Genomic DNA, 15,052 nt, shown 5'->3' with positions numbered 1-15,052 from the left:
CGACACCGACTTCAAACGCCTGACCTACAAGCCAGGCAGGCCACCGGTACTGGAGCTGGAGTTCGTCTACGAACCACAGTGGGCCCCGCCCGAGCTGGCGAGGACGCCTCTCGTAGCCTTCCGATTCGAGGACGTCCGCATCATCGAATGGTGCGAGGACCAGGAGGGCCATGACTGCGTGGCGGCTCACGCCGATGCTCCGCCTGGACAGGTGGAGCTCTTCGACTGGGACGGCACCGACCTGTTCACCCTTGATACCTTCACGCTGAATCTGGCCTTCCACGCGGGCGAATGGGGGTGACCGTACGCTCGAAGTAGAGAGAAGCTCCCAACGTGTCCAGCTCGCTGGAACCTCAGACCCCTTCATCATGCGGGGAGCCATGAAGGCCACCACGGCAGAACGCACTCGCCGGGGGTGCCTTCGGTCGCCACGTCGTACAGAGCCATCGCTACCGGTCCAGCGATGGAGCCGACGATGGTGAGAGCCAGCAAGATGGGGCCCAGCCATGTGCGACCGGCCTGCCAGGGTATCCGGAACAGCAGATGGAACGACAGCGCGACAAGCGCCGACACTACCGAGATGATCGGAAAGATCACGATCCGGCTCGCGACCCAGATGAGGCCGGCGAAGTTCTCTCCCGCACTTAGGTCACCCAGACAGTAGACCTGCGCGCGAGCTACCAGGTGGATATCAAAGAAGGTCCCGATCGTTCCGCACGCCATTGCGACGATCGCCGAGAGCCCACATCCGAACGTCCAGTAGATGTCGCCCGCTTCGGGTGTTCTCCGCTCCGTCACGACGTCATCAAAGCAGAGACGTATGTGAGCGATGCGCAGCATCTGTGAGGATCTGGTGCAGGATCCCAAAGCCGGAACCGGGCCGATGCGAAGCCACTTGATCGCGGTCCTTATCAAGCTCCTTAGCCGGGGCTGAGCTGCGTAAACAGCTGGCGAGATCTATAGGCGTCCGCATTTGTACGCCTCGGTTGTCATGCAGTTGGTCACTCAGCAGCACGGTGGTCAGACGACTGCACAGCCGCGAATCGGGCTGGTGTCAGAAGCTTCCAACCTCCCGATCACATGAGCTCGTGGATGCTCCGAGGAGATGGTCGATAGGGAGAGCGGGTAACGATGAATGATGGCTTGCCGCGCACACACCAAGTGAGCGCGTCCGGGTCATCCTTGGGCCTCGGCTCCAACGCCCAGTCATATACACCTATCCGGATTTCCCATCCACTAGGTGGACTGTGGCGGTCCTCCGCCGCGTAGTCCACTCCATCGCCTTCTTGGGCAGCCCACACGCGCAGGGAGGTCGCAGGGCCGCGGGACCAAAGCTCTTCCAAGTTGTTCTCGGCCCACAGCTCTCGCCAACGTTCGGTCCACGCACCGATAGTCGTTTCGAGAATGACGGCCCCGCCAGGCGGTACTCGCACTCCACGATGATCGCTAATGGGATCGGGAAGAGGCTCGGGCCATAGCGGAGTCGATCCGCCTACACATGACCATGAATCGTCCACGACGACGGTGCGCGTGTCCTCGTTAACGAGGATGCCGCGGACAGGAGCTTCGAGCCAGTTCCCCTCGAAATCCGCCTGATTGGCGAACTCAAATATGTACTGGTCGCAGATCACCTTCCCGAGGTAGGTGAGCCTCCACCCCTGGGGGCGCTCCAAACTGACGTAGACCCTTACACGGCCGGAGTCGGCTTCGGTTCGCGCCTGCTGAACGGCCGCAAGCTCATCGGCGTCCGCACTTCGAGCAGCTGCATGGGCGGAGTCGGCAGCAGCCTTGGCCGAATGCACCGCAGCGATTGCGGATCGACGAGCGTATAACAAGGAAGCTACCGCGATGATGGCAGCAACCATCGCGATCACATCGGAGGTGGCCACGTGTTCAATCGTAGGAGCGCCAAGCCCGCCAGAACTACTGCTTGCAATAATGTGCCGCTATTTCGGAGGAGCCGTTTGATCGCCAAGGCGCCGCTCGCCGGCAGCTGGCCTCTCCGCCGAAGCGCAACGGCTCTGGGCCGCGCTGCTCCTGGGCGACGCGCGGTAGGTCCTTCCCGTGCGGCCAGCACTCATCCGCAGGCCCTGATCACCTCGTACGCCGTCGACTCACCACGTAGCGACAGCGGGCCGGGGACGGAGTGTCAAGCTCGGCTTCGCGTGTACGTTCGCCGATCGCCGTTCCTCGATCACTCGGTGCCCTGCGATCACAGCCGAGCTTGATACGGAGGAGCTGGTCTGCTGGGCTTGCCTGAGTCGATGGTGTGCGAGGTGGTCAGCCCCCAGCCACCCATCAACGACCAGGGCCGCGTGGCGATCACCTCGGGGCCGGAGTGCGCCCGCCGGAGGCATGCGTTGACCTCATCGGCTCAGTCCGGGAGTCGGCATTCCCATGGTGCCGGTGAACGTCCTGCCAGTGGCTCTGCCTGCGTTCGATGGTGCGGCGGGGTGGCCGGGCGGGACCGGCCCGGAGAGGCCGCACGCCCGCCCGGACCGCCTAGACCCTTCACCGAGTACAAGAACGCCCGGACAGTGACGTGATCTCAGCGAATACCCGGTGGGTAATTGTGCTCGAAATGGGTGAGGACAAGTGCTGCGCGGGCGATGTCGCCAATTCGGCTGGGGCTGACGGTGATGTGCTGGAGGGTCCGCCAGCGGCCTTTGAGCAGGGCGAATCCGCGCTCGCCGAGACAGCGCAGGGCTCGTAGGAGCCGGTTGTAGGTGCGGTTGTCCAGGCTGAGGATCTGGTTTCCTTCGGGCTGCCTGATCGGCGTGTGGATGCCGATTCCGGCGCCGTCGTAGCCGCTGTCGGCAAGGGTGGGCAGGCCACGTGCGGCTGCGGCGTACAGCGCGCCCAGAACCTGTGCGCGGGCGGCGGTCAGATCGTGAACGGAGCCGGGCTCGACCTCGGCGATCCACAGCGGCAGCCCGCCGGGTGCCGACAGTGCTTGGAGGTTGCCGGCGTGCTGGTGGGCCTTGCCGGAGTACCAGGCGTCGATGGGTTCGCCTTTGGCGCTGATGGTCTGTTCGGCGCAGCGATCGATGGGGATCAGGGTGCCGTCGAAGATGACGTACGGCAGTTGCTCGGCTTGGGCGCGGTCGAGGGCTTCGTGCAGATCAGGTGCTTGAGCTGCGAGAACTTCAATGCCTTCGTGGATGTAGCGGTAGGCGGTGGCCCGGGAGATGCGATGGTCGCGGCCGAGCTTGGGAACGTCGTGCTCGCCGCGGAAGCAGCGCACCACCATAACCGCCTGCCGGAACGGGCTCAAGGCTCGGCTGCCTTGCGGGGTGCCACGCAGTCGGCGTTCTTCATGCAGGAGGCGGGCGACGTACTGAACGAGTGCGCGGGAGACGTCGAGCGTGGCACGATGAGCAATCACGTGGAGCCTTCCGGCTGGTTGAGATTCTTGTGGTGAGAGCTCTTCTACCAGGGGCTCCACGTCTGTTCCCGGCCTTCGGTGACTCCTCCCGAAAGGCCCGGAACGCCACGGACGGCGTCCAAGAAACCCCAATAACCCGAACTATTCGCTGGGATCACCTCAATGTTCGCGCCGCGCCGGGGTGTTGGTGAACACGGCGATGTCACGGTCAAAACAGACGACGACGTGTCCGTCTACGCTGATTGCCACCTCTTTTACGGGTTTGGGGAAGTGCAAGTCGGGTCCGATTTGCCTACGGGTGGTGAGTTTCCATACGCGTACCGTCTGATAGCTGGTGGTCACAGCGACGGGTTGACCGTCCACTGTGGCGGCAGCGACGGCTCCGGTGGCTCTGGTGGGAAGTTCGCCGAGGGCGTCGCCCGTGGCCAGGTCCCATATCTTCACGGGGTCTGAGCTGTTGCGGCTAGCGATGATCGCGGCCGGCCGATCGCCGATGGTGGTGACGGCGAGGTTTTGCACGGATTCGCCGCGCCGATCGGCGGGGGAGGTCGTGGTCGACCGGTTGGTGGTGAGGTCGAGTACCTTGAGGGTGCCGTCTTGGGTGACGGTCAGGGCGACTGGTCGGCCGTTGAGGGTGGTGGCGCCGACTGCGCCCGTCCAGCGCCGCCGGCTGGCGCGGGATGCATCGATCTCTTCGCCTGTGTTCAGGTTCCACATGCGGATCGTTTCGTCGTAGCTGCCGGTCACGGCCACCGGCTGCCCATCGAACTCCACTACGGCAGCCATGCAGACAGCGTTGGTATGACCGGTGAACGGCCCGCCTATCTGCGTCCCCGAGCGGAGATCCCATACGCAGACGGCCTTGTCGGAGCTGCCGGTGACCGCCGCCGGTTGACCACCGACGAGCGCGGTGGCAACCGCGGTGACCATGTCGGTGTGACCGGTGAGCGGATCACCGACCTGCTCGCCGGTAGGCAGATCCCACACCCGGACGGTCTTGTCGTAGCTGCCGGTCACGGCAACGGAACGTCCGTCAAGCACCGTGGTGGTGGCGGCAGAGACATAGCCGGTGTGGCGGTTGAGGGACTCATCGACTCGCCGCCCTGACGACAGGTCCCACATCCGTACCGTGTGATCGTCGCTGGCGGAGACGGCCACCGGTCGCCCATCCACCACCGTCGTCGCAATCGCCCGAACATGATCGGTGTGCCCGGTAAGCGGCTTGCCGATTTGCCGGCGTGACTCCAAATCCCAGATCCGCACAGTTCCGTCGATGCCGCCGGTAACAGCCACCGGCCGCCCGTCGAGAACCGTGCTCGCAACCGCCTTCACAAAGCCGGTGTCGCCACTGAACGGTTGGCCCATCTGCCGGCCTGACCTCAGATCCCACAAGCGTAGAGTTCCGTCGTCCGCACCGCTGGAAATGGCCACCCGCTGCCCGTCCATCTCCGTGGTCACAACCAGCTCCACGTGGTACGTGTGGCCCCTCAGTGGTTTGCCGATCCGTCGACCCGACTTCAGATCCCACATCCGTAAGGTGCAGTCGTGGCCGCCGGAGACGGCCACCGGCCGTCCGTCCACCACCGTGGTCGCGATCGTTGTGACCCACTTGGTGTGACCTCTGAACGGCTCGCCGATCTGCTCGCCTGTCCTCAGATCCCACATGCGCACGGTCTTGTCGTGGCCGCCGGAAACTCCCACCGGCCGTCCGTCCACCACCGCGGTCGCAACCGCCTTGACCCAATCGGTGTGACCTCTGAACGGCTCGCCGACCTGCTGACCGGACATCAGATCACACACTCGTACGATTCCGTTGTTGCCACCGGCGAAGATTGCCACCGGCCGCCCGTCCAGGACCGTGGTCGCAAGCGACTCCACGTAGTCGTAGGCGGCGCGACCGGTGAACGGCTGGCCGATCTGCTGACCTGACGTCAGGTCCCACAGGCGTAGGGTCCGATCGCGACCCCCGGAGACCGCCACCGGCCGCCCGTCCACGACTGCGGTCGCGATCGCCCACACCCGATCGGTGTGGCCGGTTCGCGGCACCCCGACCGGCTCGCCGAACGCCAGGTCACTCGCTGGCCGACTGGTCCACGTCAAAGTCCACTGGGAATTCTTCGTGAACGGAATCCGGGCCGTGCCCGATCGAGAAGAAGACATGGCGGGCATGCTAGCCGCCATCCCTGACAAAGATCAGCGGAGGAAGCGCCCGCCTTTGATTGCCGTCGGTCAGGTGCAGCCCGAGTGGAACCGCTCGCGCCACCAGCGGCGTCCAACACATCCCAATTCGCCTGAACTATTTCGCTGAGATCACCTCAGTGTCTGTCCGGGCGTTCACAATTGCGTGAGCCGGTTTCTCACGTGCTGCGGCAGAAGCGGCAAGTAGTCATAGCCGAGATCGTCCAGTTCCGTCTGCACCCGCTGGGCCGCATGATCATCAGGATCGAGCTCCCGCAGGTGGAACTTCAGGCTCTCCACCGCCCGCTGCTCCCGCTCTCGATCACTGCCTGGCCGAAAGTCAGCGGGAAGGTTGTGGCAGGTGTCAGCGATCAGGCGGATGCGCTCGACGCGATCTCGCGCGCTAGCAAGGTCCTCGGTTTGCAGCTCTCGATTGACCATGTGCGTGGTGGCGCGTATCTCGATGAATGCGCGGCTCATGAGATACCGCACTGCAGTCTGGGCTGACGTCTTCCGCTCCTGGCGACGTAACCACTGCAACGCGTCATCACCTCTTGATTGGGCGTACTGTCCAGCGCTGTCGCCAGAACAACGAAAACGCCCCGGAGCGATGATCGCTTCGGGGCATCTTGGCTGTTCGAATAAGGTGGTCAGGGGCAGGGTCGAACTGCCGACCTTCCGCTTTTCAGGCGGACGCTCGTACCAACTGAGCTACCTGACCCAGAGCGGTCCTGACGGGACTTGAACCCGCGACCTCCACCTTGACAGGGTGGCGAGCACTCCAAACTGCTCTACAGGACCTTGCTTTGTCTTGCTGTTCTTGCCTTGCGACTCGCTTAGCTTACCAGTTCTTCGGTGGTCTTCGACCAACCGTTTCCCGGTAGCGCCAGGCGCTTCGCGGTGCCCCCAACGGGATTCGAACCCGTGCCGCCGCCTTGAAAGGGCGGTGTCCTAGGCCGCTAGACGATGGGGGCTCAGGATTCCCTGTCGCCTTCCGTCGGAGACCTCTGAAGCATAGGGGACGATTGCCCCTGATGCCAAAGTGGCGGGCCGGCGGTCGGCGACTGCGTGCCAGTCACGGTCCCCGATGGCGTCGGGGTGTTCGTTGGCGCTGGAGAAATCATACGTCCCGGGTTCTCCTCCACGTGACGCTGGATGTAGACCGACTGCTCCCCCAGCCCGCCGAGCGTGATGTCGTCCCACGCCTGCAGCCGCTTGGTCTCGCGGTCGAAGTACAGGACCGACGCCTGTACGGGGGTGGGCTCGGCGTGTTCGAGGGCGCGCAGGCCGGCGCCGCCGGTGGAGCCCTGGACGAGGACGCGCGTGCCGGTGGGCAGCATGGCGGTGGAGCGGGCGTGGGCGTGGCCGGCCAGGACCATCGGGGTGGCGCCGGAGAAGCCGCGGCCGATGATGCCGTCGTGGACCGCCACGAGGTCCGGCTTGCCGACCTCGGGGAGGTGGTCACGTCCCCATTGCTCCAGCTTCGCCGGGTCGGAGTCGACGGCCACCGACTTGTCCGGGGTGAAGCGGGGGTCGCCGAGGCCGTAGATGGTCAAGCCCCCGACCTTCTGTGATCTGTCGTCCAGGACGACGGCGTTCTTCTGCTTGGCGACGGCCTTCTGGGTGGTCATGGAGTCGTGGTTGCCGCGGATGAAGACGTACGGGACGCCGAGGCGGCCGATCTCCTCCACGAACTTGTTCTCGGGCTTGGTGCCGTGGTCGGAGATGTCGCCCGTGTCGATGATCATGTCCACGGCGAACTGGTCCTTCAGGGACCGGATGACGTTCCACGCGATCGGGTTGAGATGAATGTCCGAGATGTGGAGGACTCGGATGGAACGCGGGTCCCCGTCGTACACCGGCAGGGTCGAGACCGTGTTGTAGAGCTTGGAGACGTTCGTAACCAGCTTGGTGAGCTGCGACCGGTACGACTCGAACTTCGTCACGATCGACTCCGCACTGCCGACCAGCGACGGCGCGGCGGCGATCAGGCCCGAGTACCGCGGCTCGACCAGCGAGTCCGGCCGGAACGTGTACGCGGCGAGCCCGCCCGTCCCCGCGAGCCCCACGGCGGCGGCGAGCAGGCTGAGCAGCGCGACCTTGGGCCGCCTGAACACCAGCAGCACCGCCACCAGCGCCCCCGCCCCGGCGCACAGGAGCGACCGGATGACCAGCGCGCGCACGCCGTCGAGCAGATCGCGCTCGACGATACCGGGCAGCCGGTCGGTCAGGCGCGGGTCCTCGATGAGGGCCTTGGCGCGCTCCTGGTCGATGTTCTCCAGCGTGATGCGCAGCCGTAGCGGCGCGTCGTGGGTGTGGAACGTGAGCGTGCCCAGCGGGCTCGCGTCCACGACCGTCTCGCCGCCCCACGCGGGACGCAACGACATGCCCGTCTCCACGGGTCCGATCTGGGCCCGTACGGTGCCGCTGAGGAAGATGCCGAGCCAGGCGCCGACGGCCGCGACCATGAGGGCGGCCACGATCCTCGACGCCTTCGACGCGATGACTGTCCGAAGGATGCGAGCGACGTTCATACGTTTACTTGCCTACCCCCGGCGCGAGGCAGAATGGCACATGTGATCGAAATTTCGCGGGAGACGTTCGAGGAGCTGGTAGGCGAGGCGCTGGACACCATCCCCGCCGAGCTGACCCGCGTCATGAACAACGTCGTCGTCACGGTGGTGGACGATCCGCCCCAACCCAACCTCCTGGGCCTGTACACCGGAATTCCCCTTACCGAACGTGGCGACTGGTACTCCGCGGTTCTTCCCGACCGCATCGAGATCTACCGCAATGCGATCTGCCGGATCTGCGACACCGAGGAGCAGGTCGTACGAGAGGTACGGACCACGGTGGTGCACGAGGTGGGCCACCACTTCGGCATCGACGACGCCCGCCTGCACGAGCTCGGCTGGTGAACCCCGGGGCGCCGGTTGCCCTCTTCTGCTTGCGGTACGGGAGCTGATCAGGCACCTTAGGTGACGTACTGAATACTCACAGTCAGGCACAGCGGAGTCCAATGGGGGCCATGCGGACGCGACGGCTGCCGGGGCGGCATCGCCGTGCTGAAGAGCACCAAGCCACCTATGGCGAGGTCGTCGCCATCGGTGAGTTCCGGGCACTGTGGTACGGCCAGGGTCTGTCACTCCTCGGCGACCAGCTCGCCCAGGTGGCGCTCGCCGTGCTCGTCTACGACCGCACCGGCTCGCCCCTCGCGACCGCCGCCGTCTACGCCCTGACCTACCTGCCGTCCATCGCCGGCGGCCCGCTGCTGGCCGGCCTCGCCGACCGGTTCGCCCGGCGGGGCGTCATGGTGGCGTGCGACCTGCTGCGCGCGGCCCTGGTGGCCGTGATGGCGCTGCCCGGCATGCCGTTCTCCGTGCTGTGCGCGCTGGTGTTCCTGGTGGTGCTGCTCAGCGCGCCGTTCTCGGCCGCGCGGGCGGCGCTGCTGCCCGAGGTGCTGGAGGGCGACCGGTACGTCGTGGGCACGGCGCTGCAGAACATGACCAACCAGGGCGTGCAGATGCTCGGCTTCGCCGCGGGCGGCGCGGTGATCGCCACGCTCGGCCCGTACCGCGCGCTGGCGTTGGACGCCGCCACGTTCCTCGGCTCAGCGCTGATCCTGGTCTCCGGCGTGCGGCGGCGGCCGGCGGCGGCCGCCGAGGAGGACCGGCCGTCCATGTGGGCGACGACCAGGGCCGGGGCGCGCCTGGTCTTCGGCGACCGGCGGCTGCGTACGCTGGTGATGTTCGCCTGGCTGTGCGGGTTCTACGTGCTGCCGGAGGGGCTGGCCGCGCCGTACGCGGCGGCCCTCGCCCCCGAGGGGCTGCCCGTCCCGGTGGTCACCGGGCTGCTGATGGCCGCGATGCCGACGGGCACGGTGCTGGGGGCGTTCCTGTTCAGCAGGTTCGTGTCGCCCTCACGACGGCTGCGGTTGATGGGCTGGATGGCGGTGCTGAGCTGTCTGCCGCTGGTCGTCAGCGCGTTGCGGCCGCCTCTGGCCGTGGTGCTGGCGGCCTGGGTCCTGTCGGGGGTGGGCGGGGCCTACCAGCTCGCGGCCAACGCCGCGTTCGTGCAACGGGTGCCGGCCGAGCGGCGCGGGCAGGCGTTCGGCCTGGCGCAGTCGGGGCTGATGGCCGCGCAGGGCGCCGGGATCCTGGCGGGCGGCCTGGCCGCCGAGAGACTCGGTCCCGAGCTCGTGGTCGCACTGTCCGGCGTCATGGGGGTGACGTGCGCGGCCGTGCTGGCCATGGTCTGGACCGAGTCCCGCAGCGACGGCTCCCGCCGGGTGCGAGCCTCGGCGCCCACCTGATCACTGCTGGGGCTTCTGCTCGTCGTCCCAGGTGCCGGGGGTGGTCGTCGTGCCGCTCTGCCAGGTGGACTTGGCCTGCTGCTTGTTCAGCAGGTCCTGGACGATCGAGGTGTCCCTGCCCGCCTCGGGTATGAGCAGCCAGCCGATCGCGTACAGGCCGACCCCCACCCCGCCGAAGAGCGTCGCCACCGCGAGCGCGATGCGGACCAGGTTGGCGTCGATGCCGAGGTACTCCCCGACACCGGAGCAGACGCCCGCGATGATCCTGCCGTCGTGAGTCCTGCGCAGCTGCTTGATGTTCTCGTTCATGTCTCAAGCGTGCCCCCGTCGCCCTCTTTGGCACATCGGGAATTCCCCTGTAGAAACCCTGGTAGCCCCTTACTGGCGCTTGTGCGAGGAGAGGATCGCCATGGACGACCTGCTGCGCGTCGACGACCGGCTCAACGGTGACCAGAGGCTCATCCGCGACACGGTCGCGTCGTTCGTGTCCGACCGCGTCCTGCCGCACGTGGCGGGCTGGTTCGAGGAGGGCGTGTTCCCGGCGCGCGAGCTCGCGCCGGAGCTCGGCTCGCTGGGGCTGCTCGGCATGCACCTGGAGGGCTACGGCTGCGCCGGCACCGACGCGGTCTCGTACGGCGTGGCCTGCCGTGAGCTGGAGGCCGGCGACTCGGGGTTGCGGTCGTTCGTGTCGGTGCAGGGCTCGCTGGCCATGTTCCCCATCTGGCGGTACGGCTCCGACGAGCAGAAGGAGGAGTGGCTGCCCCGGATGGCGGCGGGCGAGGCCATCGGCTGCTTCGGCCTGACCGAGCCCGACCACGGCTCCGACCCGGGCGGCATGCGGACGTACGCCAAGCGCGACGGGTCCGACTGGATCCTCAACGGCTCCAAGATGTGGATCACCAACGGCTCGGTCGCGGACGTCGCCGTGGTGTGGGCGCAGACCGACGAAGGCATCCGGGGCTTCGTCGTCCCGACCTCCACGCCGGGCTTCTCCGCCCCTGAGATCCACCGCAAGCTGTCCCTGAGGGCGTCGGTCACCTCGTCCCTGTACTTCGACGACGTACGCCTGCCCGGCTCCGCCGTACTGCCCGGGGTGACGGGCCTGAAGGGCCCGCTCTCGTGCCTGTCGGAGGCCCGGTTCGGCATCCTGTGGGGGGTCGTGGGAGCGGCCCGCGCGTGCCTGGAGGCGGCGGTCGAGTACGCGAAGACGCGCGTGCAGTTCGGCAAGCCGATCGGGTCGTTCCAGCTCACCCAGGAGAAGCTCGCGTGGATGTACGTGGGCACGACGCAGGCGTCGCTGACGGCGTTCCACCTGGGAGAGCTCAAGGACGCGGGACGCCTGGAGCCCGTCCAGATCAGCTTCGGCAAGCTGGCGAACGTCCGCGCGGCCCTCGACATCGCGCGCCAGGCACGGTCGGTGCTGGGCGGCAACGGGATCACCCTGGAGTATCCGGTCATCCGGCACATGAACAACCTGGAGAGCGTGCTGACCTACGAGGGCACCCAGGAGGTGCACCTGCTGACCCTGGGCAAGGCGCTCACCGGGCTCGACGCCTTCCGCTGAGAAGCCTCTTCCCGATCTGGGCAAGCGCACGATCCGCTACTGTGATGGGGCGAGAACGGCGTCGCGTACCGGCCGGTAGTCTCTGTACCCTTGCTGTGCATGGGGCGTTAGCTCAATTGGCAGAGCTGCGGACTTTTAATCCGTAGGTTCCGGGTTCGAGCCCCGGGCGCCCTACCACCAATGAGCTGGGCGGACTCCTCATGGTGTGATCGGGGAATCCGCCCTGGGTTGCAATATGGGTTGCAATCACGTCTCCCAAAGGGCGCGTCCCATCCGCGCCGCCGCCTCCGTGGCGAGGGTTTCGTGATGTGGGTGTAGCGCTTCGTCGTGGCCAGCTGCGAGTGGCCGAGTACGGCGTCAGGGCGGCGCTGCGCGCCGCCTCGCGGCCCGCGCACGTCCGCACGCTGCGCGTGCGGCCAGGGAGCCGTTCTCCCGCGCGACGCGCGCGGGCCGCTCCAGCTCAACGGCGCCATCTCATCCACCACGGGCGAGGCTGCCCCGACTGCTGCTCTGCCTGCTGATACGCGTCCAAGACAGAGACAGCAGCAAACGCCGCTTCATACTGCGCCCGTTGGAACACGAACGGACCTATGCCATCGAGGTCTTCGAAATCCACCTCATCCCGGTAGTCCACCTGCCAACCAAGGTCCCGCCAAACCACCTGACCAGAAGTAATGGCCACGACGGCTGTCAGCGCACCGCACCCAAGGTCACCGCACTCCGGGCACACATACAACGGAAACCTGCCGTCATCCAGCGCAGAGGCAGCTCTGCCTTGCAACCGGTCAACCTCAAGCCGAAGCTCACTGCCAGCGGACAACCAGAGGACGGACGCCATGTCCCCGTTCCCCGGGCTCCGCCGCGCCGCTGAATCAAGCAGAGAACTCCCGTCGATCTCGAAGTCGAGAAAACTGCACTCTGATCGAAAGACTCTCCTCTCGAGTTGCTCATGGGGACACAACCGCCGGACCAGTGACAACGTGTTGACCATGCCGTCCAGCGTTCCAGCCCAAGGTTGAGACCAACCCAATTCGCCTCCGGCGGGGGCGCTCCGGCTCCGGGATGATCAGGCGGGCGGGGCGTGCGTAGTCAACGCTCGAAATCACTTCGCAGGTAACCGTGGAAGAGCGAAAAGGGGCTGTACCTTGATCGTTATTCCTAGTCGAGGAACAGGTAGTCAGCGAGCACATGACCGGAGAACTGGTCGTTTCCGAGAAGGAAGGTCACGTCGTCCGGATCGTCGTCGTTCGTGCGCTCGATGTCTACCACGAGCCCATCCGTCATCGTTGCGGGAAGATTGATCTGGCGCACGCCCTGGAACAGCAGCTCGATGTGCGGCGCATCCGGTTCGAACTCCGTCCGTAGAACGAGCCCGCTGTGTGAGGGTACGTAGCTCCAGATCCGGAAACGGCGGTTCGGGAAGCGCAGGGGGAAGGAGAGCCGGCCAGGGTAGCGATCGTGACGCACAAAGGAAGCGCACCACGGCAAGGAGCGCCGAAGCAAGAGGTCAACGCGTGATCGTCATGCCATCAGCGTGCCATTAAGGGCGGAAACGAGGGGTCAACCACGGTCACGCACGACCGCGACCCGACAGCGGCCCTGAGCTGGTAACTCTGCGGCGCTGGCGGTGATGGGTGCGATTCCCAAGCTGATGGCACGGACTCGATGTCTCAATCCATCCAGTGGAACCAGGCATCGAACACGCTGTACGACGGACTGCCGAGAACTGTTTCCACCCGAAGCCCGGCCTCTAACGGCAAGCTGAGGACCTGGGAATCGAGCACGGCGATGTCGTGTCGATCGAGCACCTGGCGAGTCTGCCGATACTCCTCCTCCCATCCCGGAAGAGCAGTATCCGTGACCAGCGACAGCTCCGGCATGCCGCGACTACCGGCACCGCCTAGCTGTATTGCCCACGAGCGTTGTTGACAGTGGGGTCTTGATCGAAAGAGAAGCCTCCGGTGTGGTGAAGGTGTCGAATCAGCACCACACGGAGGCTTCGTGTCCCACCGTAACGCTCGGCTGACCGTCCATGGACGCCGTCTGCTCGTTCAACGCATCTTGTCGGGCCGCCCGGTCGCGCATGTGGCCGCGGAGATGGGCATCTCCCGGCCCACAGCCCACAAGTGGTTACGACGATGGCGTGAACACGGTGAGGCGGGTTTGCACGACCGATCCAGCCGCCCACACGCCACGCCGCACCGCACCCCCACCGACGTAGAGACTGCCGTATGCCGGCTGCGCACCACTCGTAAGCTCGGCCCCGCCCGGATCGGCCCGATTCTCGGCCTGGCGCCGTCCACCGTGCACCGAATCCTGACCCGCCACCACCTGCATCGCCTGGCATGGCTGGACCGGCCCACCGGCCAGATGATCCGCCGCTACGAACGCGAGCGGCCCGGCGAGCTCGTGCACGTCGACGTCAAGAAGCTCGGCCGCATCCCCGACGGCGGCGGCTGGCGCATCCACGGCCGCGACCAGCGCAGCCACGACCGCACCAAAACCGTCGGCTACGACTACATCCATTCGGCCGTCGACGACCACAGCCGCATCGCCTACAGCGAGATCCACCCCGACGAGAAAGCCGACACCTGCGCCGCCTTCCTACGCCGCGCACCCATCGCCCCCATCTTCGTCGGCGACGGCAACGCACCCCGCTTCGTCAACCCCGGCGACTTCCCCGGAGGCGCCGGCCACCGCATGGCACTTGCCGAAGTCCGCACCGTGGACGACGTCGTGCTCCTGCGCTATCTGCCGAAAGAGCCCTCGGGTAGTAAGACCTCGTGATCGGCAGCAGCACCGAACAAGACCGCCGATGGCTTCTCTCAGCGATCGACCTCTCCCACCAGTGCCCGCCCTCGCAGACAGCCTTCTCGGTCGGGTGCGGTCATCGTCGACAAGCACGGCAACGAGATCAGCCGCGGCTACTTGCGTGCGACGGACGACCACGTCCATGCGGAGGAGTCGGCGCCAAGGTCGCTGCCGACGACCCCCGCCTCAAGACAGCCACCCTCTACAGCTCCCTGGAGCCCTGCACCCAACGCCGGTCACGGCCGAGAACCGCACACAGCTCATCCTTGATGCCGGCATCCCCCGAGTAGTGACGGCCTGGAAGGAACCGCCCACCTTCCTCACCGACGCCAACGGCGGCGAAGCCGTGACCGCCGCAGGCGTCACCGTCATCACACTGCCGGAACTCGCCGAGGCCGCACGAGCCGCCGACACTCACCTCATCTGACCCAGCTCATAGCGACCGAGCAACCTGCCGAATTGTTCTTATAGGTGGTCATGCGGCGGCGCGGCGCGCCGCCGCACGGCGTACCCGGCCATCGGCCGCCGTACCGGGGCGCACAGTCGCCCGCCTGAAATTCATTCTCCGCCTCGCTAGTGAACGTGTCGACTCGCCGAAAGTGCTGCCGTCGTTAAACGCCGACTGCCCGCTCACCAGTCAATGACCCCATTCGAGCCTAGTACTACAGTCATGTTTTGTGATCTATAGCTGGATCTTGTTGTGGCGGAGCCAGCGTTTCCAGTAGTGGCTGCTGCGGGCGCGGGCTTGGTGGGCTCGTCGGTGGTGTGACCATGCCAGGGCGCGTTGCAGGATTTGGTTGAT

14 protein-coding genes and 4 tRNA genes are annotated in these 15,052 nt (G+C 66.2%); 6 read left to right on the top strand and 12 right to left on the bottom strand.

Annotated features, from left to right (window positions below):
* Positions 1 to 366: 366 nt before the first annotated feature.
* The 9 genes from AB0H64_RS43180 to AB0H64_RS43140 form a co-directional block, all read right to left on the bottom strand.
* Complete coding sequence (locus tag AB0H64_RS43180) at positions 367 to 840, bottom strand: hypothetical protein (protein WP_357637270.1); 474 nt, start codon at positions 838 to 840, stop codon at positions 367 to 369.
* 236 nt (positions 841 to 1,076) lie between these two features.
* A complete protein-coding gene (locus AB0H64_RS43175; RefSeq protein WP_357637267.1) occupies positions 1,077 to 1,889 on the bottom strand; it encodes a hypothetical protein in 813 nt (270 codons plus the stop codon).
* A gap of 659 nt (positions 1,890 to 2,548) precedes the next feature.
* Positions 2,549 to 3,385: a transposase family protein gene (locus AB0H64_RS43170; RefSeq protein ID WP_357637264.1), complete on the bottom strand. Its 837-nt coding sequence runs from the start codon at positions 3,383 to 3,385 to the stop codon at positions 2,549 to 2,551.
* Between the two features lie 159 nt (positions 3,386 to 3,544).
* Complete coding sequence (locus AB0H64_RS43165; RefSeq protein WP_357637261.1) at positions 3,545 to 5,545, bottom strand: WD40 repeat domain-containing protein; 2,001 nt, start codon at positions 5,543 to 5,545, stop codon at positions 3,545 to 3,547.
* Positions 5,546 to 5,719: 174 nt separating this feature from the next.
* Complete coding sequence (locus AB0H64_RS43160) at positions 5,720 to 6,043, bottom strand: hypothetical protein (protein ID WP_357637259.1); 324 nt, start codon at positions 6,041 to 6,043, stop codon at positions 5,720 to 5,722.
* Positions 6,044 to 6,210: 167 nt separating this feature from the next.
* Positions 6,211 to 6,284, bottom strand: a tRNA-Phe gene (locus AB0H64_RS43155).
* Positions 6,285 to 6,289: 5 nt separating this feature from the next.
* Positions 6,290 to 6,364 (bottom strand) — tRNA-Asp (locus tag AB0H64_RS43150).
* 100 nt (positions 6,365 to 6,464) lie between these two features.
* Positions 6,465 to 6,537, bottom strand: a tRNA-Glu gene (locus AB0H64_RS43145).
* Positions 6,538 to 8,043, bottom strand: coding sequence for a metallophosphoesterase (locus tag AB0H64_RS43140; RefSeq protein ID WP_357637256.1), 1,506 nt, complete (start codon positions 8,041 to 8,043; stop codon positions 6,538 to 6,540).
* Between the two features lie 96 nt (positions 8,044 to 8,139).
* Here AB0H64_RS43140 and AB0H64_RS43135 point away from each other — a divergent pair, with 96 nt between their 5' ends.
* A complete protein-coding gene (locus AB0H64_RS43135) occupies positions 8,140 to 8,481 on the top strand; it encodes a metallopeptidase family protein (protein ID WP_357637253.1) in 342 nt (113 codons plus the stop codon).
* A 110-nt stretch (positions 8,482 to 8,591) separates the two neighbouring features.
* Positions 8,592 to 9,875 (top strand): MFS transporter, encoded by a 1,284-nt coding sequence (locus tag AB0H64_RS43130; RefSeq protein ID WP_357637250.1) that lies wholly within the window; start codon positions 8,592 to 8,594, stop codon positions 9,873 to 9,875.
* Here AB0H64_RS43130 and AB0H64_RS43125 read toward each other — a convergent pair whose 3' ends face one another.
* Positions 9,876 to 10,184: a PspC domain-containing protein gene (locus tag AB0H64_RS43125; protein ID WP_357637248.1), complete on the bottom strand. Its 309-nt coding sequence runs from the start codon at positions 10,182 to 10,184 to the stop codon at positions 9,876 to 9,878.
* A 100-nt stretch (positions 10,185 to 10,284) separates the two neighbouring features.
* On the opposite strand from AB0H64_RS43125, the gene AB0H64_RS43120 reads away from it, so the two are divergent.
* Positions 10,285 to 11,439: an acyl-CoA dehydrogenase family protein gene (locus AB0H64_RS43120; protein WP_357637245.1), complete on the top strand. Its 1,155-nt coding sequence runs from the start codon at positions 10,285 to 10,287 to the stop codon at positions 11,437 to 11,439.
* A 101-nt stretch (positions 11,440 to 11,540) separates the two neighbouring features.
* A tRNA-Lys gene (locus AB0H64_RS43115) sits at positions 11,541 to 11,616 on the top strand.
* Between the two features lie 981 nt (positions 11,617 to 12,597).
* Here the strand turns inward: AB0H64_RS43115 and AB0H64_RS43110 are convergent.
* Together AB0H64_RS43110 and AB0H64_RS43105 are read right to left on the bottom strand one after the other, a co-directional pair.
* Positions 12,598 to 12,906 carry a hypothetical protein gene (locus AB0H64_RS43110; RefSeq protein WP_357637242.1) on the bottom strand — a complete coding sequence of 103 codons (309 nt, stop codon included), beginning with the start codon at positions 12,904 to 12,906 and terminating at the stop codon, positions 12,598 to 12,600.
* Between the two features lie 203 nt (positions 12,907 to 13,109).
* A complete protein-coding gene (locus AB0H64_RS43105; RefSeq protein WP_357637239.1) occupies positions 13,110 to 13,319 on the bottom strand; it encodes a hypothetical protein in 210 nt (69 codons plus the stop codon).
* Between the two features lie 121 nt (positions 13,320 to 13,440).
* On the opposite strand from AB0H64_RS43105, the gene AB0H64_RS43100 reads away from it, so the two are divergent.
* Positions 13,441 to 14,226, top strand: coding sequence for an IS481 family transposase (locus AB0H64_RS43100; protein ID WP_357637237.1), 786 nt, complete (start codon positions 13,441 to 13,443; stop codon positions 14,224 to 14,226).
* 313 nt (positions 14,227 to 14,539) lie between these two features.
* Positions 14,540 to 14,677, top strand: a complete 138-nt coding sequence (locus tag AB0H64_RS43095) for a hypothetical protein (RefSeq protein WP_357637235.1) — start codon at positions 14,540 to 14,542, stop codon at positions 14,675 to 14,677.
* The last annotated feature ends 375 nt before the right edge of the window (positions 14,678 to 15,052 follow it).

The organism is Nonomuraea sp. NPDC050733 (genome assembly GCF_040654215.1).
GTDB lineage: Bacteria > Actinomycetota > Actinomycetes > Streptosporangiales > Streptosporangiaceae > Nonomuraea.
The sequence above is the reverse complement of the archived record's forward strand: the minus strand, read 5'-3'. Positions and strand labels throughout refer to the sequence as shown.

Coding starts and splice junctions, on each gene's coding strand:
- AB0H64_RS43180 (WP_357637270.1), bottom strand. CDS start 840: ATGCTGCGCATCGCTCACATACGTCTCTGCTTTGATGACGTCGTGACG.
- AB0H64_RS43165 (WP_357637261.1), bottom strand. CDS start 5,545: ATGTCTTCTTCTCGATCGGGCACGGCCCGGATTCCGTTCACGAAGAAT.
- AB0H64_RS43160 (WP_357637259.1), bottom strand. CDS start 6,043: ATGAGCCGCGCATTCATCGAGATACGCGCCACCACGCACATGGTCAAT.
- AB0H64_RS43130 (WP_357637250.1), top strand. CDS start 8,592: ATGCGGACGCGACGGCTGCCGGGGCGGCATCGCCGTGCTGAAGAGCAC.
- AB0H64_RS43125 (WP_357637248.1), bottom strand. CDS start 10,184: ATGAACGAGAACATCAAGCAGCTGCGCAGGACTCACGACGGCAGGATC.
- AB0H64_RS43120 (WP_357637245.1), top strand. CDS start 10,285: ATGGACGACCTGCTGCGCGTCGACGACCGGCTCAACGGTGACCAGAGG.
- AB0H64_RS43105 (WP_357637239.1), bottom strand. CDS start 13,319: ATGCCGGAGCTGTCGCTGGTCACGGATACTGCTCTTCCGGGATGGGAG.